Raw genomic sequence first — 25108 nt, 5'->3', positions numbered from 1 at the left:
AAAGTAGGAAAAATAGATTAATAATGTATATATTTGCAGCATAAATGTGTTTATAAGCTCATGATAGATACCAATATATTTCAAGATAAGACGGCGGTTTACTATACGTTGGGGTGCAAACTGAACTTCTCGGAGACCTCTACTATCGGTAAAATTTTGCGGGAAGCGGGCGTACGTACGGCGCGCAAGGGTGAGAAAGCGGATATTTGTGTAGTGAATACCTGCTCGGTGACGGAAGTGGCGGACAAGAAGTGCCGCCAGGCCATCCACAAACTGGTGAAGCAACATCCGGGTGCATTTGTCGTGGTGACCGGTTGCTATGCCCAGCTGAAACCGGAGACGGTGGCAAAGATAGAAGGTGTGGACGTCGTGCTGGGAGCCGAGCAGAAGAAGGACTTGCTTCACTACTTGGGCAATCTGCAGAAGCACGAGACCGGCGAGGCCTACACTTCCGCTTTGAAGGATATACGTTCGTTTGCCCCGTCTTGTTCGCGTGGCGACCGGACCCGTTTCTTCCTGAAAGTGCAGGACGGCTGCGATTATTATTGTTCCTATTGCACCATTCCCTTTGCCCGCGGACGTAGCCGTAACGGCAGCATTGCTTCTATGGTGGAGCAGGCCAGCCAGGCGGCTGCCGAAGGTGGAAAGGAAATTGTATTGACCGGCGTCAATATCGGAGACTTCGGCAAGTCTACCGGTGAGACTTTCTTCGATTTGGTGAAGGCGCTGGACGAGGTGGAAGGCATTGAGCGTTACCGCATATCCTCCATCGAGCCGAATCTGCTGACAGATGAAATCATAGAATACGTGTCCCGTTCCCGGCATTTCATGCCTCATTTCCATATACCGCTGCAGTCGGGCAGTGACGAGGTGCTGAAGCTGATGCGACGCCGTTACGATACCGCCTTGTTTGCCTCGAAGATAAAGAAGATAAAGGAAGTGATGCCCGATTCCTTTATAGGGGTAGACGTGATTGTGGGTACCCGTGGAGAGACGGAGGAGTATTTCGGGCAGGCTTATGAGTTCATCAAGAGCCTGGACGTGACGCAGCTCCATGTCTTCAGCTATTCGGAGCGTCCCGGCACGCAGGCCTTAAAGATAGACCACGTGGTGGCACCCGAAGAAAAGCACCGCAGGAGCCAGCAGTTGCTGGAGCTTTCGGACGAAAAGACCCGTGCTTTTTATGCGCGCCATATCGGGCAGACGATGCCGGTGTTGCTGGAACGTCCCAAACCCGGACTGCCGATGCACGGCTTCACTCCCAATTATATCCGTGTGGAAGTCCCTCATGATGCTGCCTTGGACAACCAGCTCGTGTCTGTGCGCCTGGGCGATTTCAATGCCGACGGCACCGCACTCTTGGGAGCAATGGAATGAGGAATGCCGCCTTTGCAACAAATAACTCATAACTTATAACTCATAACTGACGAAGTGAAATCAAAAATTGTCTATTGGCTGACTTATGCGGGCATGTGGCTTGTGGCACTTCTGCCTTTCCGGGTGCTTTATGCGTTGTCTGACGGGCTGTACTTCCTGATGCGCCACGTCGTGCATTATCGGAAGAAAGTCGTTCGCCGCAACCTTCGCAATTCCTTTCCGGAGAAGTCGGAAACCGAATTGATGGAGATAGAGCGCAAATTCTATCATTATATCTGCGATTATATGCTGGAAGAGGTGAAGATGCTGCGCATGTCTTTCGAGGAGCTCTGCCGCCGGATGAAGTATGATAATAAGGAAGAATACCTTGCCATGATAGAGAAGCATGGAGGCATTGTACTGCTGATTCCCCATTATGCCAATTTTGAGTGGATTATAGGCATGGGGGCCATCATGCATCCGGGCGACATCCCGGTGCAGGTGTACAAACCGCTAAGCAATAAGTATCTGGACGAGATGTTCAAGCATATCCGCGCCCGGTTCGGAGGATATAATGTGGCGAAACATTCCACGGCACGCGAAGTGATAAAGCTTCGCCGTGAAGGCAGGCGGATAGCCATCGGCCTGATTACGGACCAGTCGCCCAACCGCAGCGAGGCCCATTATTGGACTACTTTCTTGAATCAGGACACCGTGTTCATGGATGGCGCCGAGCGCATTGCCAAGCTGATGGACTTCCCCGTTTTTTATTGTGAATTGGAACGGACATCCAGAGGATATTGCAAAGTGCTTTTCGACTTGGTTACCGAAACTCCCAAGCAGACGGCGGATGGCGAGATAACCGAGTGCTTCGCCCGTCGTCTGGAGCAGACCATCCGGCGTGAACCGGCTTATTGGTTCTGGTCTCATAAACGTTGGAAAAAGAAACGAAAAGAATCTGTGCAACATGGATAAGATTGCTGTTGTCATATTGAATTGGAACGGATGTGATATGCTCCGTTCCTTCCTTCCCTCTGTTGTGCATTTTTCGGAGGCGGATGGTGCTGTGGTGTATGTGGCAGACAATGGCTCTACGGATGCCTCCGTGGCAATGCTCCGTCGTGAGTATCCTTCTGTGCACTTGATTCTGCTGGAAGAGAACCACGGTTTTGCCGACGGATACAATCTGGCATTGAAGCAGGTGGAGGCAGAATATGTAGTGCTGCTCAACTCCGATGTAGAGGTCACCGAGCACTGGCTTGTCCCGTTGGCAGAGTATATGGATGCCCATCTGGAGACGGCCGCTTGCCAGCCGAAGATACGCAGTTGGCGTAACAAGGGGCAGTTTGAATATGCCGGAGCTGCGGGAGGTTTCATCGACCGCTATGGCTATCCCTTCTGCCGCGGCCGTATTATGGGCGTGGTAGAAGAGGACAAGGGGCAATACGACACGGTGATACCCATTTTCTGGGCTACGGGGGCGGCTCTGTTCATCCGTCTGGCGGATTACCGGGAAGCGGGTGGGCTGGACGGACGTTTTTTTGCCCACATGGAGGAGATAGATTTATGTTGGCGGCTTCGTGCCCGTGGCAGACAGTTGGCATGTATACCGCAGAGTGTGGTATTTCATGTGGGAGGGGCCACTTTGAAGAAGGAGAATCCGCGCAAGACCTTCCTCAATTTTCGTAATAACCTTGTCATGCTTTATAAGAATCTGCCGCAGGAGGACTTGGCGTCCGTGATGCGTGTACGTGTGGTGCTCGATTATGTGGCTGCGTTCAGTTTCATGCTGAAAGGCCAGTTTCCCAATGCTTTGGCCGTATTCCGTGCGCGCCGTGCCTACCACTCCTTCCGCGCTTCATTGGCAGCGTCCCGCAAAGAGAATCTGAAAAAAACTACGCTTGCCGTAATACCGGAACGGACAAAAAGCAGTATATTGGCGCAGTTTTATCTGCATGGAAAGAAATTCTTTTCCCAATTGTAGGAACTGTTGCCTTTTATAATTGTTCAATCTATTAAAGGTTTTGAATTATGGAAAAACTAATTAGAAAAATCGGATTAGTGGCACACGACGCCATGAAGAAAGACCTCATCGAGTGGGTACTGTGGAACTCGGAATTGCTGATGGGGCATAAATTCTATTGTACGGGCACCACGGGTACCCTTATCCTCGAAGCCCTCCGGGAGAAACATCCTGATGTGGAGTGGGATTTCACTATCCTTAAATCCGGTCCTTTGGGCGGTGACCAGCAGATGGGCTCGCGCATTGTGGACGGAGAGATTGACTATCTTTTCTTTTTCACCGACCCCATGACCCTTCAGCCGCACGATACGGATGTGAAGGCGTTGACTCGCCTTGCCGGTGTGGAGAACATCGTGTTCTGCTGCAACCGCAGTACGGCAGACCATATCATTTCCAGCCCGTTGTTTGTCGACCCGACGTATGAACGCACTGTTCCCGATTATAGCAACTACACCAAGCGGTTTGCAAATAAGCCGGTGGTGGCCGAAGCGGTGGAATCGGCAAAGAAGCGGAAACGGAAGAAGTAGGCATTTTATTGTGCTTTATAACCTTCACCTTTACAAAGAAGTAGTTGATTGACAGTGCTTTCTGGTGAAAGATGTTTGAACGAAAAACAGATAAGGTGAATGATGCTGAAGCTGATAAATTTAAACCGATTATAAAAGTTGCACATCCCTTGTGTCGGGTATGTGCAACTTTCTTATAGACTTTAGTTTTTGTATCAGAATTGATAGCCTACGCTGAGCTGATAACCATAGTTGCGTAGGTTACATTGTTTCTGTACTTTCTTTATGGATTCGTAGTATTGGAGTGAAACGGTGTATCTGCCTGCTATTACTGCTTTCATGCCTCCCACCGCACCATAATTCCAACGGCGGAAAGCGTCTATGGTAGCTTCATATTCATACGGGATGTCTGCTTCTGTCGGCACGATGTATGAATACCCGTCCATAGGTTTCCAATGATTGGTTTCTCCTGTATAATAAGGGTTCTTTACGTCGCATTTACCTGCATTGAAGTTGATGGAGCCGTAGACACCGATGTAGGGTATCAGGCTGAGGCTTTTGTTGATACGGATGTTGTAGCCTATTTTTATGGGGATGTTCAAGTGGTTCATCTTTATTTCCGTATCGGGGAAGTAAGGCACGCTGGCATTGAACAGCTCCATACTGCTTCGGGTTTGCATCCAGGTAAGTCCCGACATCAACATCCAATGGTGCTTGAACTCATAGTCCACGGTTCCGCCCAGTTGGAAACCGCCTCCCATGCTTCCCACTTGTTCGGTTTTCGATTTATCGTTTTTGTAGTGCGACCAGTTGCCGCCGGCTTCAACGCCGAATTTGACTTGTTGGGCAGAGGCTTGCATACAACAGAAGACTCCTCCTAAGATAAAAGTTATGATTGCTTTCATTGATTATGTAAATCGGTAATTATAGTTGGTTTATAGCACTTACTATCTGTCATTCTGTATAAAGAAGAATGGCAGATAGTGTAAGATAAAATTAAGTATCGATGTCTTTTTTGACTTAGTTTGTTTTTACAATATAAAAGTCTCCCCCATAAGATTCACTATTGTTAAGTTTGGGAAGTTTGAATTTTCCCAGCTTATTTTCATAGAGTGCATACACGTTGTTATATTCTACAGAATCTTTGACATTACTAACAGAGTTGTCAGTCCAAACTCGTAACGTTCCAGAAAGATATTTTCCTCCGGGCTGTAAGCTGCCAACAGTTACATGCTTGTCGCCATCATTATGGTAAGCAAAGTATTGTATGTTATTGGTGTAAAGTTCTTGTCCATAAGGATCTATATATCTATATGCCATAGGACTTGCAGCGACTTGATAATAGATATCTCTATTGTCGTCTCTTTTCCATCCGTACCACATTTTCTTTTGACAGCCTACATGTACATTGATGTATGCTCTGCTGTCAATTTCTATATTTCCGGTTGTTTTCTTTTTACCTACTGTTTCTTTGAAATCAAATCTGTTGGTTGCACCGGCTCTCGTATCAGCAGCAAATACTGCTTTCTCAGAACTACTCATGTCATTGTTTAGTGAAATTTCTTTGACTTCATTGCCTATCACTACTTTTTTGTTTTCATTGATAAGGTAGGTAGAGAGGTTGTCGCCATCGGGAACGTACAGTGTCAAGTCTTCTACATCATATTTGTTCGTAATCAGTTTTTCACTGTACTTTTCTACGTATTGGGCATATCTCTTTCTGAAGTCGGCTTCGCTGGTTGCTACCGCGTCTATTTCATCTAATTCCATGTCTGCTTCGTTGGCAAGTTTCTGCAGAGAGATAAAGTTGTCTACGTATTCCAATCTTTCTTTAGCAGTCATGTGGCTGATTTCTGTTATAGTCGATTGGTAATCGGACTCGGAAATGAATCGTAGTGCAAGTTCTCCTTCTACAGAACTTCTGGTTGTAGTTCCATTGATTGGAATAATTTCCCCTTGGTTGGTGATTTGCACAATTTGAAGGTTTTTAGATTGGGGTACAGAAGGCTCGATTTGTGTGTTGATTTCTTCCTCTTGGCATGAAATATTAGCCAATAGGATGGTTGCAAGAAATAAAATTTTCTTCATGATTAATTGTTTAAAATGTAAATAATATGTTGGTTAATCCTCTTCCTCTAATGTGATTTCTCCCGTGATGTCTACAGCAGGGGAGGTTATTTCTATTGTATAAGGATAATCTTCAGGCGTATAGATATACAATGCTTTACTTTCGTAAATGGAGGTTTGTTGTTCGTTGATTACGATGTTCCCATTTTTATCTGCTACGGTGATGTCGGATTCATGCAATGGAAACTGAAATAGTATTTGCAGACAGTTATCGTTATTGCTTACATCTATAGTATAGTCTATAGGGATGCGTGGAAGCACATTTTTGCGTGTTTCATGTTTCCTCAAAAGGACTGGGCGTTTTCTTGGCTTATTAACTGCTCCACTTATCGGTACAATAAAGAGTACCACTAAAAGAATCATAAATAACTTTGCTTTCATTATTCGTTGTTTTATCGATTTATGGCGGCAAAGTTAGAGGGAAAAACTAAAATGGAAGCATGAAATCAATCACACTTGTTTTTTGTAAGGTGTTGATTTGTAGATGTATTGTGTTTAGAAAAATCACACTTACTTATTCTTTAGCTACATCCGTTCCTTTTTCATGCGGTATTTTCGTTGGGCAAGGACATGTGTGTCGATATTGCCAAAACAAAGGGATATTGTTTGAGAAGAGAACCCAATTTCATCTAAGCAGAGAAACAATAAGTCTTCATCTGTCAATTTGGGATATTGGACTTTTATGCCAGCTATGTAATCAGTATAAATATCCAATACGGTTTCCTTTAGTTTTTTCAGTTCTGCATCTGTCAGTACACTTCGTTCTTTTTTACTTGACACGTTTTGTTTGGAGAGTTTTATTATCTTCTTGTATATGTCGCTTTGTTTGAACAGCCAGTTGCGCAAAGCCAGTTTTTCTTCTTTCAATTTCTTTATTTGGTTTTCCCGCTCTTGTATTTCTTGATTGTTTTTTTCTTTTTCTTGTATTAATGTAGAATGCTCCCTCTGCAATAGAACTACAATGCGGTGACTCTCTTCGATGGTGGTTTCCAAAGAAGTGAGCTTTTCTTGGGCTTGTTTCAGGTTTTGCTCATTGATGAGTTGCAGCCTTTTTCTTTTGTTTATGCGATGTTGATAGAAGAGGGCAATGAGGAAGCAGCAGAATGTGAAACATGCGATCGCTGTCCTTAGTTTTTTTTGTCCTTTAAACTGTTCTTCCTTTACTTTTGTTTGGGAGTCATACTTATGGATAAGTTGCTGTATCTTATTGGATTGCTCGGTGAAATATATTGAGTCAATGATGTCTACAAACTGATATAGTAATTCTGTGGTTGCTTGATAATCCCCTTGCTCTTCTTTTATATAAGATAAGTTTAATAGAGCATTTGCCCGTCCTTTTATATTTGTGCTATCTTCTATTTTTTTGTTTATATAATATATGGCAGAATCTCTTTCTTCTTTATCCAAGAATATATTGCCAATATTGGCGTGATAATCACTTCTATTTTTGTTTCCGGGAAGCCATTGTAAGGACATTCGCGCATAATATAAGGCTGTATCATTCGCTTCTTTACTGGAATATTCTACACTGAGATTAAGGGCTATTGTTGCAATCATGGCAGAATCTTTCGATATTTGGGCGTATTCCAAAGCCTTGCATTGAAGTATAAGTGCAGAGTCTTCTTTTTCTGTTACAGCATAAAAAGAGGCAAGGCTGTTCAATGCTATCGACTTGTCTTTATCCGTGGTGCAACATTTGTAAAGTTCTTGATACGCCTTTCCTGCTTTCTCGTACAGCCGTGCATCAAAGTATTCGTTTCCCAATGAGCTGAATAGATATTTTCTGGTTTCAATATCTTGGGGGAATTTCTTTATGATTTCCAGTCCTTCTAGCAAGAAGCCGATGGCCCGTTCGCTTTGTTCCATTTCCACTTCCAGTCTTCCTTTATAGAGAAGTGCCACGGCTCGTTCGCGCTCGTCATCGTCATAATAATCCAGTGCCACGTCCAGTAGCGAGTCGCAGGGTAGCAGAGGTTTTTCGCATTTGTCTGTGGCTTGTGCCAGCAGCAGGGCGTATCGGGCAGACTCCCGACGTGTAAGTTCGGTGGTTGCGGGCAGTGCCTCCAGCAGTCGCAGAGCACTGTCCGGATTTGCTGTCAGCAATGAGTCGGCGTTGTTCAATAAAGCTTCTGCCCGTCCGTCCGTCCGGTGGCAAGCGGCCGGTAGCAGGAAGAGAGCGACGATGGGGAGTAATGCCAGTCGTTGTATAGCGTTTCTCATTGACTTTTTGTTGATGATGGGGCAAAGGTACGGAATATTGGTATCAATGGTGGTATTCTACGGCAGAAAAGTTGCTGCATGCTCACTGCAGAACTTCTGTATACATTTTGCAGTGCTACTGCATATCTGTTGCAGCGTCACTGCAAAGCTGTTGCAGTACTACTGCAAATATATGTGCAGTGTTACTGCAAACCGTTTGCAGCGCCATTGCAAAAAGCATGCAGTGTCTTTGCAGTGGGAAGTGTCTGTGTATCAATAGTGAATGGGGTGATTCGGCAATCTGTCATTCTCCGCGGCGTTGGCATATTTCCACTCCTGCAGCCTCTATATCCGCGCCCATCGGTGGATTGCGCTTTGCTAGCTTGAGCGTTATCTCTTCTATCTGTGGGAAGTCGCGGAACAATCGGTTTATAATTCGCCCGCATACATGTTCCAATAGTTTGGAAGGAATGTCCATCTCTGCCTTCACAGCTGTATGTACATCGGCATAGCTCACGGTGTCGGCTACGTCGTCCGTTTCTGCCGCACGCCGGATATCAACTTGCAGGCGCAGGCTGACGGTAAACTCATTGCCTACCACGGTTTCTTGTTCGCCCACGCCGTGATGGGCGAAGAAGCGAAGGGTGTCAAGGAAAATATAACTGGTCATTACTTGTAGATTGTTTTCTGCAAACTTACTGATATTTTGTGGTACGGGCAAATCGGTATCTGGTTATTACGATTCAGGTTGCGGATTGTATTCTGTAAAATATAAAAATAGCGCGAAATTGTTTTTTATAGAATACAATTATGTGAGGGTCGGAATAAACTTATCGAATTATTTTAGGCACGGAATTATACGGGTTATCACGGTTGCTTTCAATATTATCCGTGATTGTCCATGTAATCCGTGCCTAAAATAATGCTTTGCTAAGAATCCTTTCTTATCTTCCGGTGCTTTCTATCATGCTCCTTATTTTCTCGTTCAGGCTTTCTGCCTTCATCAGTTGTTCCAGTGTCAGGTGCATGCGCCAGCGCCAGTAGTGCCGCGGGTTGGCAGGAATATTGATACGTTCTTCCTGTACGTTCGGGTTGCGCCATTTGCCGTCCATGGACATCCAGTCTTGCAGGGAGAGGATGCAGAGGATGGAGTTGCTATGGAGGTGATTGCGAACCACTTCTTCGCAGAGCTCCGGCGTGGCCGTTGCCGGTGCGGCACCGTAGTGCCCGAGCATGGTGTTGTAGTAACGCTGCGTCTGTTGGAAGTCTTCTTCCCACCAGCCGCGCAGGGTAGACATGTCGTGCGTGGAGATGGTGCAGACCGAACGGTACGGATACCAGTCAGTGTGGCCGAATTCTTGTTTCGGGTCTTTCGGCATACGTTGTATCTCCAGGGAAAGGATACGCAGGTCGTTCATCACCCATGCCACGCAATCGGGAATCATGCCTAAGTCCTCACCGCATACCAGCATGCGCGTGGACTGTGTCAGTTGCGGTAGTTTCTTCATGGCTTGCTGTCCCCAGAAGTCATTGTGGCGGTGATAGTAGTACTGGTCATACAGCCGGTTGAAGGCAGCCTTTTCCCAATCGTTCAGTGCGCGGTAGATGTAGTCGTGCTGCACGCCGATGCGCGGATGGTATTCGTGCGGATTGTTGCGGTCGGGCACGAACAGCACATCGCTGATAAGGGCGTAAAGCCCGTCACGAATCCAGATGCTGTCATCGTCCGTCTTTCCGGCAAAGTAGGCTTCCACCTTGCGCTGGGTGTCGAACTCGGGACGCATGCGGTAAACCTCCCACGTGTCTGTCGGCTCTATGAAGGTCTGCTTCACATAGTCTGTATGCGGGCCGAAGATTTGTCCGAGGAAGTACTCATGGATATAGGGCTTCAGGAAGAAGTCTTCGCGGAATGCCAGCCCGTAGCTTTCTATCTCCTCGCGCGTCATGGGCAGGGCGGGGACGAATTGTCCCAACAGCCCGTGTACGGCGTGCATCGGTATCTCCCAAATGCGGAAGAAGCCAAGGATGTGGTCTATGCGGTAGGCATCGAAGTATTCTGCCATTTTGTGGAAACGCTTCATCCACCAGGCATAGCCGTCTTTCTCCATGACATCCCAGTTGTAGGTGGGAAAGCCCCAGTTCTGCCCGTTCACGGAGAAATCATCGGGCGGTGCGCCGGCTTGGCCGTTCAAGTTGAAGTAGTGGGCTTCCTTCCAGGCTTCCACACTGTTGCGGCTGATGCCGATGGGGATGTCGCCTTTCAGCACTACGCCGTTGGCGCGCGCATGCTCGGTGGCGGCAAGCAGTTGCAGGTGCAGATTGAACTGGATGTAGTAGTAGATGGCGATATGCGGATAGTCGGCAGAGTCCGGCCGGCACAATGTTTCTATCTCCTTGGCATCGTAGGTGGCATACTTGGGCCACTCGCGGAAATTCGGGGTCTTGTAGGCATCACGCAGGTAGCTGAAGACGGCATATGGCTGCAACCATTCCTTGTTGGCTTCGTAGAAATTACGGAAAGCATCCGAGGCCAGCACCTTTTCCCCTTCCTGCTTGAAGATGAGATGGAAGTATTCCCACTTTGTCTTGTTCACAGCTTCGTAGTCCACGGCGGGCAGGGCATTCAGTTCCTTCTGGCGTTTGTTGAATTCGGCCATCACCTTCTTGTCCTTCAAGCTGCCCAACTGCTTCAGGTCGGTGTACATGGGATGGAAGGCATAGATGGAGATGCTACTGTAAGGGTAGGAGTCTGTCCAGGTATGCGTCATGGTAGTGTCGTTGATGGGCAGAATCTGCACCGCCTTCTGATTGGTGGCAACTGCCCAGTCAATCATGCGCTTCAAGTCGCCGAAATCGCCTACACCGAAGCTTTTCTCGGAGCGTAGGGAGAATACGGGTACGGCTACTCCGGAACCTTTCCATGCAGGAAGATTGAAGTATACATAACGGTCGCCGACAGCCAGCGTTTCGTTGGCGGCTATCTGCGGGTCGGCCATATAGCGGTTGGGATTGTTCTCCCAGGCCACGGCACGGCGCTCTTTCTTGTTGTAAAGGACGAATTTATACTCCAGCGGGAAGCTGATTTTACCGGCATCCACTTCTACCTGCCATTCGGGGAAGTCGATGTCGTTCATAAGGGCAGCTTTGTCCGGGTTCCAGTCACCCAGCGCCTTCTGGTTTCCGCAGAGTGCCAGGCAATGGTCACTGTCTATGCAGGGGGCGTACGCCTTTATCAGCAACCCCTTTTTGTAGCTTTTCGGGGTGGCACTGCGTTCGCGATGCGCCAGCAGGGATTCTGTGAAAGCGGATGTATAAAAATACTGCTGTTCGGGCAGATTCTTCCAACAATCTTCTATGCGGTAAACTTTCTTCGGATTGTCTGCAACGTGCAGGATGCGCGGCAGGCTGTTCCACTCTGTCCGTATGGTTCTGCCATCTCGATAGATGTGGTAACTGTATTCGACGTTTCCATTGCAGGGAATCTGGATATCCACTTCCGCGGTCCAGTGAATGCCGTCTACAGTGTGCAGGGGGGTGGCTTTGTCGGGCTGGTTGTTGCCAAGTTCCGGGATGGAACCCAGGACTTTGACTTCTTCACCCCAGCTGGTGCGATACTCGATATTGAATATTAGTGTCATATTATATTAGATTTAGAAATAGCAATAGCTGCAATGATTATGCAAGTATAGAAATTATTCCTCATAATCATGCAGCTACCGTTATCTAAGTCATTTAAATTCCTATGCAAACGTTTGTGCTTGCCGTGGGATTATCCACAGCGGGAAGCTCCGCACGTCTTGCAGATGAGGCAACCTTCTTGGTAAACCAGTGTTTCGTTGCCGCAGTTGGGGCATTTCTTGCCTTTGGCTTCCGTGCCGTCCTGGATGTATTTCTTCAGGGCGCGTTCCACACCGTTCTTCCAGGTGTTGATGTTTTCGCTGTCCAGTTGCAGTGAACCTACCAGCTTGATGACCTGCTCGATAGGCATGCGGTAGCGCAATACACCGGAAATCAGCTTGGCATAGTTCCAATACTCTTTGTTGAACTTCTCGGACAGACCCTCGATGGTAACTTTGTATCCGCGCTTGTTCTCGAACTGGAAGTCGTAACGCTTGTTTCCGTGCTCATCCACATTCTTGATGATGTGGCCCGACACCACATTCTTCGGCAGGATGATGCCTTCGTCATCGTCCAGCACACCGGTGAATATCTCGTAGGGATGATTGTCCAGCAAGCCGACGAATGCCACCCATTTCTCCTTGTTGTTCTGGAAGCGGACAACGTCTGCATCCAATATTCTGGGACGTGTTTCAACGACCGTAGGCGGTTTGCACGGGGGAAGCTCAGACTTTTTGTCGCTCTTGGTAGAGATGAGTACACCGGAACGCGAACCGTCGCGGTAAACCGTACAGCCCTTGCAGCCGGATTTCCATGCTTCTACATACAGACGGTTCACGAGGTCTTCGTCTACGTTATTCGGCAGGTTGATGGTTACGCTGATAGAGTGATCCACCCATTTTTGGATACGTCCCTGCATCTTGACTTTCATCAGCCAGTCCACGTCGTTGGAGGTTGCTTTATAATAAGGTGATTTCTCTACCAGGGCATCCACTTCTTCCTGCGTGTAGCGTTTGGCGGGGTTGTATCCTTGTGCTTCCATCCAAGTCACGAACTTGGGGTGGAACACGATATATTCTTCAAAGGCATCCCCGGTTTCGTCGATGAAGTCCACATGGACGTTCGTATCGTTGGGATTCACTTTGCGGCGGCGCTTGTACACGGGCAGGAATACGGGCTCGATACCGGAGGTGGTTTGGGTCATCAGGCTGGTGGTTCCGGTCGGGGCGATGGTCAGACAGGCAATGTTGCGGCGTCCGTACTTCTTCATCTCCTCGTACATTTCCGGGTCGGCTTCGCGCAGGCGGTTGATGAACGGATTGTTCTTTTCGCGTTCTGTATCGTATACCTCGAATGCGCCGCGTTCTTTGGCCATTTCTATGGATGAGCGATAGGCGTTGAGTGCCACCGTCTTGTGTACTTTCTCCGAAAACTCGGTTGCTTCTTCAGTACCATAACGCAATCCCAGGGCGGCAAGCATGTCGCCTTCTGCCGTGATGCCTACACCGGTACGGCGGCCTTGGGCGCTTTTCTTGTAAATCTTCTGCCACAAAACGCGTTCTGTATGTTTCACGTCTTCACTTTCGGGGTCGGCATCTATCTTGCTCATGATGCGTTCTATCTTTTCCAGCTCAAGGTCGATGATGTCGTCCATGATGCGTTGGGCCAAAGCTACATGCTTCTTGAATAGCTCAAAGTCAAAGTAGGCGTCCGGCTTGAACGGATTGACCACGTATGAGTAAAGGTTGATGGCGAGCAGACGGCAGGAGTCGTACGGGCACAGTGGAATTTCGCCGCATGGATTGGTGGATACGGTACGGTAGCCCAGGTCTGCATAGCAGTCGGGCACGGATTCCTTTAATATGGTATCCCAGAACAATACACCGGGTTCTGCCGATTTCCATGCATTGTGCACAATCTTTTTCCATAATGCGGATGCGTCAATGTCTTTTTGAAATGCCGGCTCTGTGGCATCAATCGGATATTGCTGTGTATATGGTTTGCCTTCGATGGCGGCCTGCATGAAGTCGTCGGTCAGTTTTACGGAAACGTTGGCTCCGGTCACTTTGCCCTCAGTCATCTTGGCATCGATGAAGGCTTCCGAGTCGGGGTGTTTGATGGATACGCTGAGCATCAGTGCGCCGCGGCGTCCATCTTGAGCCACTTCGCGTGTAGAGTTTGAATAGCGTTCCATGAAGGGGACCAAGCCAGTGGAGGTCAGTGCCGAGTTCTTTACCGGTGAACCTTTCGGACGGATATGGGATAAGTCGTGTCCCACGCCGCCACGGCGTTTCATCAGCTGTACTTGTTCTTCGTCTATCTTGAAGATGGCACCATAAGAATCCGCTTCGCCGTCCACACCGATAACAAAGCAGTTGGACAGAGAGGCTACCTGATAGTTGTTCCCGATTCCGGTCATCGGGCTTCCTTGCGGAACAATGTACTTGAAGTGGTCGAGTAAGCCGAAAAGTTCCTCTGAACTTAATGGATTGGGGTACTTGGCCTCAATGCGGGCTATCTCATTGGCTATTCGCCAATGCATGTCTTCCGGAGACTTTTCGTAAATATTTCCGAAAGAATCTTTGACTGCATATTTGTTTACCCAAACTCTGGCAGCCAACTCGTCGCCTTGGAAGTATTTTAAAGATTCTCCGTAGGCTTCGTCATAAGAATAATTTTTCTTTTCCACAGTGTTGTATCTCTTAGGATTAGTTACAAATAAGTAAAATTGTAGAAGTTGTACTTACTTGTTAACAAACGCATTTGCAAAGCTATGAATGTTTTTCAATTTGGCAAAATTAAAATGAATATTTTTATTAACCGGTGGATAGTTTTCTGTTGATTGGTGTTAATTTGTTGGTTTATAATGTTTTAATGCTTTGAGTAAACGAATAAGTTTTCCAAAATGGAATTTATTAACAACTTGTTGGGCTGAAAGGTTCTCGGTTTAGTCGAACATAAGGTTACTTTTATCTGCTCGTAAAGATAATAATTGTTCATTTCTTGTTGAAAAGATGTATTTTATTCCGGATATATGATGATGAAAAAAGTGTGAACTCTTGAATGAATTTTTCGTGGATTACATTATCTTTGCAAAAAAAGAAAGAATGGAAAGCTTGAAACAAAGGAGAACAATCCGAAAATACCAGCAGAAGGATATTTCTGCTGATTTGTTAAATGATTTGCTTGAAACCTCTTTCCGGGCTTCTACAGTCGGAAACATGCAGGTTTATAGTGTGATTGTGACGCGTGATGCAGAGCGTAAAGCCAAACTGGCGCCTGCACATTTCAATCAGCCGATGGTTCAGACGGCGCCGGTAGTGCTTACTTTCTGCATAGATTTGTGCCGTTTCAGCAAGTGGTGTGAGCAACGTAAGGCTGAGCCGGGATACAACAACTTTGAGTGGTTTGTGACGGGGGCTGTCGATACCTTGCTGGTGGCACAGACTTTTTGCGTGGCTGCCGAGAAGAAGGGGTTGGGCATTTGCTATCTGGGAACTACCACTTACAACCCTCAGATGATTGTCGAAGCGTTGAAGTTACCGGAATTGGTGTTTCCCATCACGACAGTCACAGTGGGATGGCCTGCCGAACAGCCGGAACAAGTGGACCGTTTACCGCTGGAGGCCATTGTACACGAAGAGTTTTATCATGATTATACTCCTCAGGACATTGACCGGTTGTATGCCTATAAAGAATCGCTTCCTGAGAACAAGCAGTTCATCTTGGAGAACAATAAGGAAACGCTGGCGCAGGTTTTTACAGATGTGCGTTATACGAAGAAAGACAGTGAGACAATGTCGGAGAATCTTTGGAAGATAATGAAAAAGCAGGGATTTTGAAAATTAAGGATTAGGGAAGATTAGGGATAAGGGGTTAAGCTAATGCATACTTAGCTGCATTTAATCCTTTATCCTTAATCCCTAATCCTTTATTCTTATCCTTTTTTCAGTGCGGCTTGAATCTCGTCGATTTCCGCACGGAATGATTTGTCTACCTCTTTCAGCTCTTTGATGGTTTTGCATGCATGCAATACAGTGGCATGGTCTTTATGTCCAATTAGCGCACCAATTTTTGCAGTAGAGAACTCTGTATAGTTTTTGGCTAAATACATGGCTATTTGTCGTGCTTGCACCACTTCCCGCTTTCTGGATTTTGTGTGGATGGTGGCTGTTTCCAATCCGAAATGCTTGCATACGGTGTTGATGATTTCATCGACAGTTACTGCTTTGCTTTCACTGTTCACCACCTTGCGTACGATACGTTGCGTCAGTTCCAGGTCTATTTCTTTATTGTATATGGTGGAATGTGCCATAATGGAAATGACGATGCCCTCCAGGTCACGTACACTGTCGCCCACGTTTTCTGCAATATAGTCAATCACTTCTTGGGGGAACTGCAGGCCGTCACGGTGTATTTTGTTGCGCAGAATGTTCTTGCGGAGCTCTACGGTAGGTTTCTCCAGCTCAGCTACCATTCCCCATTTAAAACGTGTGATCAGACGCTCTTCCATGCCTTGTAGCAATACCGGTGCACGGTCGGAGGTAAGGATAAGCTGCTTGCCGTTTTGATGCAGATGGTTGAAGATATGGAAGAATGTATTCTGCGTTTTGGTTACGCCGGCAAATTCCTGAATATCATCAATGATTAGAACATCAATGGTCTGGTAGAAGTTGATGAAGTCGTTAGTCGTATTGTTACGTACGGAATCGGTGTATTGCACTTGGAATAGGTGTGCAGATACATACAATACCCTTTTCTCCGGGTATAGTTCCTTGATTTTGGTTCCGATAGCATTGGCAAGATGGGTTTTGCCTACACCTGATGCTCCGTATAGGAACAGCGGATTGAAGATTGTTTTAGCCGGATTGAGAGCGACAGCTTCTGCAACGCTGCGCGACAGCTTGTTGCTGTAGCCTTCGATGAAGGTTTCAAAGTTGTATTCTGGATTAAGGTGCGGGTCAAGTTCGGGGACGGGAATCTGTGGGATCCTTTTGTCCATCACTTGTTTTTGCGGTATGATGGTACGTTGTGTAGACTCCAGGTCGACGGTTTTCCGCGAACTCTTGTCTACCATTACGTTATACATCAATTTAGTTCCCTCACCAATGACCTTATAGAGAGTCTTGCGCAACAAATCAACAAATTTGTCCTCCAAAAACTCATAGAAGAACTGGCTGGGCACTTGTACGACCAGCGTTTTGTCTTCATATTTTAAAGGTATGATGGGAAGAAACCATGTTTTGTATGTCTGCTCCGGAACATTGTCTCTGATGATTTCAAGACAGCGGTTCCACAGCCCGACATGATCTATTTCACTCATAACGGCTATAAATACATTTATTAATTAAGCATAACTTCTACGATTGCAAAATTGGCAATCTTATTCGAGAAAAACAAATCCTTTTTTTCTTGCGTTTTTAGGGAAAGTAATAAGCTCTTTACTTTCAGCTACTTATCGGTTACTATGAGTATACTCCTTATATAAGGTGTGTTGCATTTATCTAATACTTTGTCATATAGTGGTTTATGTAGCTTTGCGTCTCTTGTTTTCTTTCTGTGCCCAGAGCAGGAAAAAGCCCTTTTTCGCTCCTTGTATAGAGCAAATGAGGGCTTTCCTTTTAATTCCTTTATAGACTTATTATTTAGACAAAATCTATATAACGTCCATCTTTTACTTATCTTTCTTGCCGAATAGGGAGAAATGGACGTATCGTTTCGGATGCGATTTCAAGTCTTCCAATAAACTTGCTGCGTTGGCAGTGGTGGCGTTCAGATTATTATATAGAGAAGGGTCGTTTAGCAAAAGTCCGACGGTATTGTCTTTCTGGTTCAATTTGTCTGTAATCATTTTTACATTGTTCAAAGTTGCGTCTACCTTTTGCATGGCGGCAGCATAATCTATCTCCTTTAAGTTGTTGGAAATGAGTGCAAAGTTGTCTCCAATGGTATTGAGCTTGCCGGTCAGTTGTGGAATATCATCCTTCATTAGAGTTTGCAACTGGCGGCTTGTGACGGCCATACTTGCTGTTAAATCTTGTACGTTATGCAAGGTTGCAGGGATGGCGGGGTCGGCTAGTATGACATTTAAGGATGCGAGAATGGAATCCAGCTTGGGCAGCATCTTCTCTACTTGCGGCATCATGGTGGCAACTTTTTCCATCATTCCGTTGTTCAGCACGCCGGGGATTGTGTCTCCAATCTGGTATTTCTCCCGTGGGTTATTGGCAAGCAGCAGGTTCATCTTTACGCCGCCAAGCATTTCGGCTGCCAGTTCTGCCGTACTTCCTTTGGGAATGCGCAGCTCTGGGTCAACATCTATTTCGGCAACGACTTTGCCCGGTTGGGTATAGTCGTAGTACAAGTCGCGGACAATACCCACGCGGAAGCCGTCGGCAAAGACCGGGCTGGATTTTGTCAGCCCATTGACATTCTGGAATTTCACGTAGAAATAGCTGGAGGGCTTGAACATATTTATCCCTTTCAGGTAGTTGATGCCGTATACCAATATGCAAAGTGCAGCTATGCCTGCTATTCCTATTCTAACTTCTTTTGTAATATACTTCATGATGTATCTTTTGTTATTTATTTCTGTTCTTTTTAAATTCGCTGATGGCTGTGTTGACGTTTATCTTTTCTCCATTCTTGAACGCAATGATGAATGCGTCCTTGAATTTGTCCGTAATGCTACGTTTGCTGCGCAGCACCTTGTTGTAATCGGGTGATGCGCCGTACGTATATTTGTAGATTCCGCCTTCTTTATAATAATCCACGTCTTTCAGTCCTTTCAGTCTTTTGTCATTCTTGGCCAGAGGACGTGAAGAAGTGAGTATCTGTATCTTAAACACGATGCCGCTCTGTTCTGTTTGGGAAACGGCTGCATTTTCTGACCTTTGCGGGCGTTGGGCAGCTTGGTTACTCTCCGCTTGAGGTGCATTTTTCTTTTCCGGTGTCGCTGTAGCTGCGTTGCCTTCTTCTTGAACGGGCTCGGGTACATCCTCCGGAAGAATGGTATTGCTGCTTCCGTTCAACCGGATTTCCTGCTCGCGCTTATAGGTGAGGAAAGCGCGGAAGATACCGTTGGCAAGTGAGGTGGTTCCTGCTTCAGTGTTCAGGTACCGTTCCTCTTCCGGTGTGGAGATGAATCCGAGTTCCACCAGTATGCTTGGCATGGCACTGGCCTTCAATACCAGAAAACCTGCCTGGTGCACGCCCCGATCTGTACGTTTGCAGGTTTGGCGGAAATGCTTTTGTACGAGGGAGGCGAGGTGCACACTCTGTGACATGTATTTGTCTTGCATGAATTCGAAGATGATGTAGGACTCTGCCGAGTTGGGATTGAAGCCGGCATACCGCGTCTTGTAGTCGCTTTCGTAGAGGATAACGGCATTTTCGCGCTTGGCTACTTCCAGATTGGCATCCGATTTTGCCAGACCCAGTGTCCAGGTGGAGGCTCCTTTGGCCGTCCGGTTTTTGGCCAGGGCATTGGTATGTATGGAGATGAACAAATCAGCTTTGGCGTTATTGGCAATTTCAGCGCGCCGGTCCAGGGGGATGAATATGTCCCGGTCCCGCGTATAGATAACTTTTACATCAGGGCAGTTCTTCTTGATTTGTTTGCCAAGTTTGAGTGCTACATTCAGGTTGATATTCTTCTCTTTGGAAATTTTTCCCACTGCACCCGGGTCGTGTCCACCGTGTCCGGGGTCTATAACGACAACAAAGTCTTTCGCTTCAGCGCTGCCACTGCAAAAGGGGGAGATAAGCAGCCCTAAGCATATACTTATATATAATATGTATCGTCTGTATAGTTTCATATAATTGTAGCAAAGACAATGCTTCCTTTTCGCTTGGCAAATGTAGTGGAAATTTATAGAAAACTAATGGATTATGTTCAGTTTTATTGTTCTTCTTCTCATTTTTAGTGTAATTAATGTCTGTGTTTGAGTAATTAGTGGCTCAATGTATTGATAATATGCGTAACTTTGCGGCAGATAATTAAAATAGCAAATCAAGTATGCTGGTTCGTTTTATAAAGAACTGGACGTTGCCTTTGGCAATGCTTGCCGGTACTTTGGGATATTTCTTTTTTGCAGACATTCCTTTTGTGGCGCCTGCCAAACCTTATGTGAATGTGTTAGTGGCTTTCCTGACTCCACTTTTGATTTTTTCCCAACTTCTGCTCACTTTCTGTAAGGTGGAGGTGCATGAACTGAAACCCAAATCGTGGCATGGATGGTTACTGCTGTTCCAGACGGTTTCTTGCTTGATTGTTGCGGTATTGTTGGTGTGTTGCCCTATGGAGGAGGTCTACCGGGAAGTGTTTGAAGGTGCAATGGTCTGTCTCATTTGTCCCACTGCAACCGCTGCGGCTGTCATTACCGGTAAACTGGGTGGAAGCGCATCCAGCCTGACGACCTATACGTTGTTGTCCAATCTTCTGGCGGCTGTGGCTGTTCCTTTGGTTTTCCCGTTGGTGGAGCCTCATGCTGACATTACTTTTTTTGTTGCATTCCTGAAAATTCTGAGTAAAGTCTTTCCATTGCTGCTTTGTCCTTTCTTGCTGGCATGGTTTCTGCGTGCGTTTGTGCCGAAGGTGCATCATTTTCTGTTGGGTTTCCATGATGCAGCCTTCTATTTGTGGGCGGTAGCTCTTGCCATTGTCTCAGGGCAGACGGTACGTTCATTGGTCAATAGTGATGCACCGGTATTTGTTGAACTGCTGATAGCCCTGGCGGGACTGATAACCTGCTGTATACAATTCTATTTAGGAAAGAGAATCGGCGGCCATTATGGTGAGCGCATCAGCGGAGGGCAGGCGCTGGGGCAAAAGAATACGGTGCTTGCCATCTGGATGGCATATACTTATCTTAATCCGTTATCTTCCGTCGGTCCGGGATCGTATGTGCTGTGGCAGAATATAATCAATAGTTATCAGCTGTGGAAGAAAAGGAAAAATGAGACGGAATAACTACTGAGTATTTTACATCTTATTTGCTTTATGAACATAGAGGGTGGTTGCAACAATTATCAGTACAAATGCCATAATGAGGAATATTATCCGGATAAGACGATGTTTTGAAAATAGGTTGGCCATGCAGGCAGAAGCCACGCTGAAACGGGCTATTATAGAATCAATTGTGACGTTTTCGAAAAAGACTGATGCAATACTCCATAGTGCAATAATGGTTAATATTGCATTGGCTGATAAACAAAGAATTTTATCAAGTGGCATTCTAAATACTTTTCTTGTTCTCATATATAGGACTCTATGTTTTAACTCCTTTCATTCTTGCCTTTCGCTGAATCAGCCAAAGGATAGGGCAAAGATAAAAGAGAACTTCCTAACAGAATCAATATTGTCTTGGAATATTGTTAAATGATTGAATTTCTAAACCTATGTTTATTCTTTGCTGTCAAAACTCTGTTTGTGTCTGATGCGGCTCATGTGAATAGGGGTTATTTTCAAGTAAGACGCAATTTCTTTTAGGGGTACCATTTGTAGGATTTCTGGACATTTTTTAAGAAGTTGGAGATAGCGTTCTTCCGATGTAAATCTGAACAAATCCAAGTAACGTGAATACGACTGAAAAAATAATTGTTCGGCTGCAATGCGGGCTATTCGTTGATTTTCTTTGTTCTCTTCAAATTCTTGTAGAAGTAATTCGGAAGAACAGATGTAGATTCTACATGGGGTTATTGCTTGTATATTCAATTCAGATTTTATGTCGTATAAACAATTGGGATAATCAGAGATAAATTCATTGGCAAAAGAAAAACCTACATTATATGTTTTGTTTTCAGTTTGGTTGATGCAGGTATATTTGATTACACCGGATACAATAAACCCGAAGAAAGAACCGACTTCTCCCTCTCGGAGGATAAACTCATTTCTTTTATAATACCGTAGTTCTCCGTTTCTTAAACACAGTTCCCTAAAAAAGTCAGTGTCTATATTGCCCATGTATGAATTAAAATCTGTCATTTACAACACATGTTTTTCGAAAGGTACAAAATTATTGTTTTATTCCTGATTTTCTGTCATTGTTGGTAAGCTGGTCGTGGACTCTCTCATTATAATACTTTAAAAATTTAACTTCACCTACGTTTTTTAAAAGCTTTTGGTTTTCAATGAAGTTTTGTCCGTATTTTAGCCAACGTTTGGTAAATCTTTTGAATTTAGTACATGGGAAATCAGAACATTGGAAACAATGTGTTATTCTTTTTTCCAAGCAACATAAATGGAATGTTTTACATTTTTCACAGCGAGAACCATTCTGTTCTGCTCCTTTGCAGGGACTTTTTTCTCTTGTGTATATGGGACAACCACCACAAAAGACACCACAAGCAGGAATACGTCCGTTATACGATTTCATTCAGCCAGCCTTTTCGCCATCCAAAAATTGGTGAGATAAAGTTGGTTGGCTTTGCGTTTCTGTTCCACTTCTACTATATAGCCTCTTTTCTCAAAGAATGGACGGGCTGTCAGGCTTACTTCTGATGTAATTCGCATGATTCCTCTTGCGGTTGCATACCGTTCTATCTCATTTAGAAGTATGGTAGCAATGCCTTTACCTTGAAAATCTTTATGAACAAACATAGAATGCAAATATCCTTGGTGGGTAATGGATGAAAAGCCGACAATCTGTGACTGTTGATTGGTTGCCACAATAAAATAATGTGTCTTAATCATGTCTTTTATGCGGGAGAGGTCGTTTCCGCACGATGCCCAATCTGCCACTTCTGCTTCTGAATAGTCACGTTTGTTTATATGGAGGACTGTCTCTTGAAACAAACTCATAAGTTCAAGGGCATCAGGCTGTTGGGCAATTCTAATTGTAAAATCTGTATTCATGTTTTTAAGTGCTAAAATGTATGCTTTTAGATGTTCCATGTTCTAACAGAAAGTCTTTCAATGTATTTATTGTGTTTGCAAAGATAATCTTTTCATTTCTAATTTATTGGTTTAGGAAAATCAAGTTGTTGATTCTTTGCTTCGAATATAAAAAGTATGCGAATTTTTATGAAGCATGGGAATCTGCTTTCAATCGCCAGCCAATGGCTGATGAATTTAACCGGGTAGATTTCTTGCCAATTGGTTTCAGACCTGCTTATAAGAACAATTTATAACAAAGTACTCCCAATAAAAGCAAGACTAAAGCACATGCTGCAAGAATCGTCTTTGCCCTGAATAGATGTTCTTTATCTGACAATTCCTTTTCAGTAGTATTTCTTCGGATTTTTTCTATTTCCTCAATGGTTACATCGGCTCTCTCAGGACCTTTCCTTTCTACAAGGTATTTGTAGTGCTCCCGCATCCGTCCTCTGCTCAACTTGCGGAGAGCACGGTTCTCTTTATCCCTTTGTAGCATGTCATTGATGCAGCCTAATGTTCCCATAAGCAGATTTTTATCATGTGTAAGCAAAATGGTTTGCTTGCACGTGTACTAAGATACGGCATTTATGTCGCTTTCGCAAGCGATTTTGTGTTTTTTGATATAAACTGATGTGACGATACGATTTTGATAGTTATGTTAACTCATTGTCTGCCAGAGAGTAATTTTGCCAACCCATTGTCATGCTTTTGGCAAACTTTTGCCATGCCTATGGCAAAGTCTTGCCAATAGGGTGGCAAAATCTTGCCAACTTGTCGGCAAGAAAGACACACACTGTTCCCTATACCTTTATTATAGTGTGATAGCGTGACAAGTGTTTTTCCTTTTTAAAACTTTTGTGTAGAATGATGATGGGCTTCTTTTATTCTGTTTTGCCGGACGGCATCAGCAGTTCTTCTTCATTGTAGCGCGGTCGGTCCTTCACCTCAATGTATATTTTGCCGATGTATTCGCCTACAATCCCCAGCGACACAAGTATCACACCTCCTACCAGCCAGACGGAAATCATCAGTGATGACCATCCGGGGACGGCGTTATGCTGTGTGTAAGAGTGAAGTGTCCATCCGGTGACACACAGTGCCACAAGAATAAAGATGCAGCCTATCCAAAAAATCATACGGACCGGTTTGACGGAAAAGGAAGTGATACCGTCGATGGCAAAATTAAGCATCTTCCGGAAAGGATACTTTGATTCTCCGGCAAAACGCTTGTCACGATTGTAGTACACGCTGTCCGTCTGGTAGCCGATGAGGGGAACCAGCCCCCGAAGAAAAAGGTTGCGCTCGCGGAAGCGGCATAGGTGTTGTATAGCCCGCTGGCTCATCAGGCGGTAGTCGGCATGGTTGTAGACGGATTTTACCCCCATTGCCTTCATCAGCCGATAAAAGACCAAAGCGGTGTTGCGTTTGAAGAAAGTGTCGGTCTTCCGTTCTTTACGTACGCCATAAACGATGTCATTGCCCGCTTTATAGCTGTTTATCATGTCCGGAATCACCTGGATGTCATCTTGCAAGTCTGCATCAATGGAGATGGCTATCTCGCAACGCTCTTTTACTGCATTGAGTCCTGCTAGCAGGGCATTCTGGTGTCCTACGTTTCCTGCCAGGTTCAGTCCGCAGGCATAGGCCGTATTTTGGTGCAGTTCTTTGATGATAGCCCATGTCTGGTCGGTGCTTCCGTCGTTTACATATAATATATAGCTTTCCGGGGAAATTTGCCGGGCTTGTATCAGCCGGTCGAATAATTGGCTCAATCGTTTATGGGTTTCATGCAGCACTGCCTCTTCTTTGTAGCAAGGTACGACAACGGCGAGTATGGGAGAGTTTTCCATCATAGAACAAATCTTTTTGCAATATTCGTAAGAAATCGGGAGAAAAACAAATTATCACTCTTTTCTTTTGAAAACGAAACGTACGAGTAAGAAGTTGACCGGAATGGCGATGGCGAAAACCGGAATGGGGGCCAGAGGTTTGGAGATGCCCATCCAGAGAGAGAGGTTCAGCAACCCCATGTGTAGCAGATAGCTGCATAAGTGTGCCCCTCCAAATCCGAAGGCTTTTCTCCATGAGGGCTTCCGGCCGAAGGTAAAGTAAGCAGTCAGATAGAAATTGGCGATGAAGCTGAGAGCATATCCCAGTGTATAGGCTATGTTTACATTGATAACCCGTTGTAATACAAAATACAATCCGTAGTGCAGAGCTGTCGCAAAGATGCCCACCATTACGAAGCGTACAAATTCCGGTAGTTGTTTCAGCCGCTTCATCTTAACATTAAATATCTACTCTCTGTTGCCATTATCATTGGGGCGGCAAAGTTAGGCATTGTTTCAGAATTATTTGTAATTTTGCTTTGCGAAATTAAGCTGCATCTCAGCAAATTGCAAA

General features: G+C 45.4%; 23 protein-coding genes. 6 read left to right on the top strand and 17 right to left on the bottom strand.

All coding sequences use genetic code 11. The features are described 5' to 3' along the window. Window positions 1–60 precede the first annotated feature (60 nt). The 4 genes from mtaB to EYA81_RS04730 are packed head-to-tail and all read left to right on the top strand — an operon-like array spanning window position 61 to window position 3906. Window positions 61–1377, top strand: coding sequence for a tRNA (N(6)-L-threonylcarbamoyladenosine(37)-C(2))-methylthiotransferase MtaB (gene mtaB / locus EYA81_RS04745; protein WP_117599983.1), 1317 nt, complete (start codon window positions 61–63; stop codon window positions 1375–1377). 54 nt (window positions 1378–1431) lie between these two features. Beyond that, window positions 1432–2331 carry a lysophospholipid acyltransferase family protein gene (locus EYA81_RS04740; protein ID WP_131225409.1) on the top strand — a complete coding sequence of 300 codons (900 nt, stop codon included), beginning with the start codon at window positions 1432–1434 and terminating at the stop codon, window positions 2329–2331. Continuing rightward, window positions 2324–3340 (top strand): glycosyltransferase family 2 protein, encoded by a 1017-nt coding sequence (locus EYA81_RS04735; RefSeq protein WP_131225408.1) that lies wholly within the window; start codon window positions 2324–2326, stop codon window positions 3338–3340. The genes EYA81_RS04740 and EYA81_RS04735 overlap by 8 nt, the downstream gene beginning before the upstream one ends. Window positions 3341–3387: 47 nt before the next feature. Next, a complete protein-coding gene (locus EYA81_RS04730) occupies window positions 3388–3906 on the top strand; it encodes a methylglyoxal synthase (RefSeq protein ID WP_117599984.1) in 519 nt (172 codons plus the stop codon). A 194-nt stretch (window positions 3907–4100) separates the two neighbouring features. Here EYA81_RS04730 and EYA81_RS04725 read toward each other — a convergent pair whose 3' ends face one another. The 7 genes from EYA81_RS04725 to EYA81_RS04690 all read right to left on the bottom strand — a co-directional run bounded on the left by EYA81_RS04725 (window position 4101) and on the right by EYA81_RS04690 (window position 14518). Then, complete coding sequence (locus tag EYA81_RS04725) at window positions 4101–4790, bottom strand: porin family protein (protein WP_131225407.1); 690 nt, start codon at window positions 4788–4790, stop codon at window positions 4101–4103. 115 nt (window positions 4791–4905) lie between these two features. Then, a complete protein-coding gene (locus EYA81_RS04720) occupies window positions 4906–5973 on the bottom strand; it encodes a DUF4848 domain-containing protein (RefSeq protein ID WP_131225406.1) in 1068 nt (355 codons plus the stop codon). A 33-nt stretch (window positions 5974–6006) separates the two neighbouring features. After that, complete coding sequence (locus EYA81_RS04715) at window positions 6007–6393, bottom strand: DUF3244 domain-containing protein (protein WP_131225405.1); 387 nt, start codon at window positions 6391–6393, stop codon at window positions 6007–6009. Between the two features lie 144 nt (window positions 6394–6537). Further along, window positions 6538–8232: a hypothetical protein gene (locus tag EYA81_RS04710; protein WP_227201681.1), complete on the bottom strand. Its 1695-nt coding sequence runs from the start codon at window positions 8230–8232 to the stop codon at window positions 6538–6540. A gap of 283 nt (window positions 8233–8515) precedes the next feature. Continuing rightward, window positions 8516–8881, bottom strand: coding sequence for a dihydroneopterin aldolase (gene folB / locus EYA81_RS04700; protein ID WP_009037931.1), 366 nt, complete (start codon window positions 8879–8881; stop codon window positions 8516–8518). 274 nt (window positions 8882–9155) lie between these two features. Beyond that, entirely contained in the window at window positions 9156–11849 is a 2694-nt protein-coding gene (locus EYA81_RS04695; RefSeq protein ID WP_131225404.1) for a 4-alpha-glucanotransferase, read from the bottom strand. A gap of 131 nt (window positions 11850–11980) precedes the next feature. Next, entirely contained in the window at window positions 11981–14518 is a 2538-nt protein-coding gene (locus EYA81_RS04690) for an adenosylcobalamin-dependent ribonucleoside-diphosphate reductase (protein WP_131225403.1), read from the bottom strand. A gap of 418 nt (window positions 14519–14936) precedes the next feature. On the opposite strand from EYA81_RS04690, the gene EYA81_RS04685 reads away from it, so the two are divergent. Further along, window positions 14937–15671 (top strand): NADPH-dependent oxidoreductase, encoded by a 735-nt coding sequence (locus tag EYA81_RS04685; RefSeq protein WP_131225402.1) that lies wholly within the window; start codon window positions 14937–14939, stop codon window positions 15669–15671. Between the two features lie 95 nt (window positions 15672–15766). Here the strand turns inward: EYA81_RS04685 and dnaA are convergent, their stop codons facing one another. The 3 genes from dnaA to EYA81_RS04670 all read right to left on the bottom strand — a co-directional run bounded on the left by dnaA (window position 15767) and on the right by EYA81_RS04670 (window position 19646). Beyond that, window positions 15767–17152, bottom strand: coding sequence for a chromosomal replication initiator protein DnaA (gene dnaA, locus EYA81_RS04680; protein ID WP_117599991.1), 1386 nt, complete (start codon window positions 17150–17152; stop codon window positions 15767–15769). Window positions 17153–17503: 351 nt separating this feature from the next. After that, window positions 17504–18397, bottom strand: coding sequence for an MlaD family protein (locus EYA81_RS04675; RefSeq protein WP_005827282.1), 894 nt, complete (start codon window positions 18395–18397; stop codon window positions 17504–17506). Between the two features lie 13 nt (window positions 18398–18410). Continuing rightward, the gene (locus tag EYA81_RS04670) at window positions 18411–19646 is read right to left on the bottom strand and encodes an N-acetylmuramoyl-L-alanine amidase (RefSeq protein WP_005827280.1); all 1236 of its coding nucleotides are present in this window, start codon (window positions 19644–19646) and stop codon (window positions 18411–18413) included. Between the two features lie 200 nt (window positions 19647–19846). Between EYA81_RS04670 and EYA81_RS04665 the strand changes: the two genes are divergently transcribed. Next, the gene (locus EYA81_RS04665; RefSeq protein ID WP_009037935.1) at window positions 19847–20800 is read left to right on the top strand and encodes a transporter; all 954 of its coding nucleotides are present in this window, start codon (window positions 19847–19849) and stop codon (window positions 20798–20800) included. 12 nt (window positions 20801–20812) lie between these two features. Here EYA81_RS04665 and EYA81_RS04660 read toward each other — a convergent pair whose 3' ends face one another. From EYA81_RS04660 to EYA81_RS04630, 7 genes are all read right to left on the bottom strand, one after another. After that, window positions 20813–21088 (bottom strand): hypothetical protein, encoded by a 276-nt coding sequence (locus EYA81_RS04660; protein ID WP_226791215.1) that lies wholly within the window; start codon window positions 21086–21088, stop codon window positions 20813–20815. Window positions 21089–21232: 144 nt separating this feature from the next. After that, entirely contained in the window at window positions 21233–21814 is a 582-nt protein-coding gene (locus EYA81_RS04655; RefSeq protein WP_005827269.1) for a Crp/Fnr family transcriptional regulator, read from the bottom strand. A gap of 31 nt (window positions 21815–21845) precedes the next feature. After that, the gene (locus EYA81_RS04650; RefSeq protein ID WP_057097562.1) at window positions 21846–22205 is read right to left on the bottom strand and encodes a DUF3795 domain-containing protein; all 360 of its coding nucleotides are present in this window, start codon (window positions 22203–22205) and stop codon (window positions 21846–21848) included. Continuing rightward, window positions 22202–22684 (bottom strand): GNAT family N-acetyltransferase, encoded by a 483-nt coding sequence (locus tag EYA81_RS04645; protein WP_022401418.1) that lies wholly within the window; start codon window positions 22682–22684, stop codon window positions 22202–22204. The genes EYA81_RS04650 and EYA81_RS04645 overlap by 4 nt, the downstream gene beginning before the upstream one ends. Window positions 22685–22940: 256 nt before the next feature. Further along, entirely contained in the window at window positions 22941–23228 is a 288-nt protein-coding gene (locus EYA81_RS04640; protein WP_022401420.1) for a hypothetical protein, read from the bottom strand. 358 nt (window positions 23229–23586) lie between these two features. Further along, window positions 23587–24558 carry a glycosyltransferase family 2 protein gene (locus EYA81_RS04635; protein WP_022401421.1) on the bottom strand — a complete coding sequence of 324 codons (972 nt, stop codon included), beginning with the start codon at window positions 24556–24558 and terminating at the stop codon, window positions 23587–23589. Window positions 24559–24609: 51 nt separating this feature from the next. Then, a complete protein-coding gene (locus EYA81_RS04630) occupies window positions 24610–24987 on the bottom strand; it encodes a GtrA family protein (RefSeq protein WP_120027413.1) in 378 nt (125 codons plus the stop codon). Window positions 24988–25108: the final 121 nt, after the last annotated feature.

It is taken from the genome of Bacteroides sp. A1C1 (genome assembly GCF_004328515.1).
Classification (GTDB): Bacteria; Bacteroidota; Bacteroidia; order Bacteroidales; family Bacteroidaceae; genus Bacteroides; species Bacteroides uniformis.
Note: the sequence above shows the minus strand (reverse complement) of the source record. Positions and strands in the feature narration are given on the sequence as shown.

Excerpts from the sequence above, each read along its gene's own strand:
- mtaB (WP_117599983.1), top strand. The coding sequence starts at position 61 with ATGATAGATACCAATATATTTCAAGATAAGACGGCGGTTTACTATACG.
- EYA81_RS04735 (WP_131225408.1), top strand. The coding sequence starts at position 2,324 with ATGGATAAGATTGCTGTTGTCATATTGAATTGGAACGGATGTGATATG.
- EYA81_RS04730 (WP_117599984.1), top strand. The coding sequence starts at position 3,388 with ATGGAAAAACTAATTAGAAAAATCGGATTAGTGGCACACGACGCCATG.
- EYA81_RS04725 (WP_131225407.1), bottom strand. The coding sequence starts at position 4,790 with ATGAAAGCAATCATAACTTTTATCTTAGGAGGAGTCTTCTGTTGTATG.
- EYA81_RS04720 (WP_131225406.1), bottom strand. The coding sequence starts at position 5,973 with ATGAAGAAAATTTTATTTCTTGCAACCATCCTATTGGCTAATATTTCA.
- EYA81_RS04715 (WP_131225405.1), bottom strand. The coding sequence starts at position 6,393 with ATGAAAGCAAAGTTATTTATGATTCTTTTAGTGGTACTCTTTATTGTA.
- EYA81_RS04710 (WP_227201681.1), bottom strand. The coding sequence starts at position 8,232 with ATGAGAAACGCTATACAACGACTGGCATTACTCCCCATCGTCGCTCTC.
- folB (WP_009037931.1), bottom strand. The coding sequence starts at position 8,881 with ATGACCAGTTATATTTTCCTTGACACCCTTCGCTTCTTCGCCCATCAC.
- EYA81_RS04695 (WP_131225404.1), bottom strand. The coding sequence starts at position 11,849 with ATGACACTAATATTCAATATCGAGTATCGCACCAGCTGGGGTGAAGAA.
- EYA81_RS04685 (WP_131225402.1), top strand. The coding sequence starts at position 14,937 with ATGGAAAGCTTGAAACAAAGGAGAACAATCCGAAAATACCAGCAGAAG.
- dnaA (WP_117599991.1), bottom strand. The coding sequence starts at position 17,152 with ATGAGTGAAATAGATCATGTCGGGCTGTGGAACCGCTGTCTTGAAATC.
- EYA81_RS04675 (WP_005827282.1), bottom strand. The coding sequence starts at position 18,397 with ATGAAGTATATTACAAAAGAAGTTAGAATAGGAATAGCAGGCATAGCT.
- EYA81_RS04670 (WP_005827280.1), bottom strand. The coding sequence starts at position 19,646 with ATGAAACTATACAGACGATACATATTATATATAAGTATATGCTTAGGG.
- EYA81_RS04665 (WP_009037935.1), top strand. The coding sequence starts at position 19,847 with ATGCTGGTTCGTTTTATAAAGAACTGGACGTTGCCTTTGGCAATGCTT.
- EYA81_RS04660 (WP_226791215.1), bottom strand. The coding sequence starts at position 21,088 with ATGAGAACAAGAAAAGTATTTAGAATGCCACTTGATAAAATTCTTTGT.
- EYA81_RS04655 (WP_005827269.1), bottom strand. The coding sequence starts at position 21,814 with ATGACAGATTTTAATTCATACATGGGCAATATAGACACTGACTTTTTT.
- EYA81_RS04650 (WP_057097562.1), bottom strand. The coding sequence starts at position 22,205 with ATGAAATCGTATAACGGACGTATTCCTGCTTGTGGTGTCTTTTGTGGT.
- EYA81_RS04645 (WP_022401418.1), bottom strand. The coding sequence starts at position 22,684 with ATGAATACAGATTTTACAATTAGAATTGCCCAACAGCCTGATGCCCTT.
- EYA81_RS04640 (WP_022401420.1), bottom strand. The coding sequence starts at position 23,228 with ATGGGAACATTAGGCTGCATCAATGACATGCTACAAAGGGATAAAGAG.
- EYA81_RS04635 (WP_022401421.1), bottom strand. The coding sequence starts at position 24,558 with ATGATGGAAAACTCTCCCATACTCGCCGTTGTCGTACCTTGCTACAAA.
- EYA81_RS04630 (WP_120027413.1), bottom strand. The coding sequence starts at position 24,987 with ATGAAGCGGCTGAAACAACTACCGGAATTTGTACGCTTCGTAATGGTG.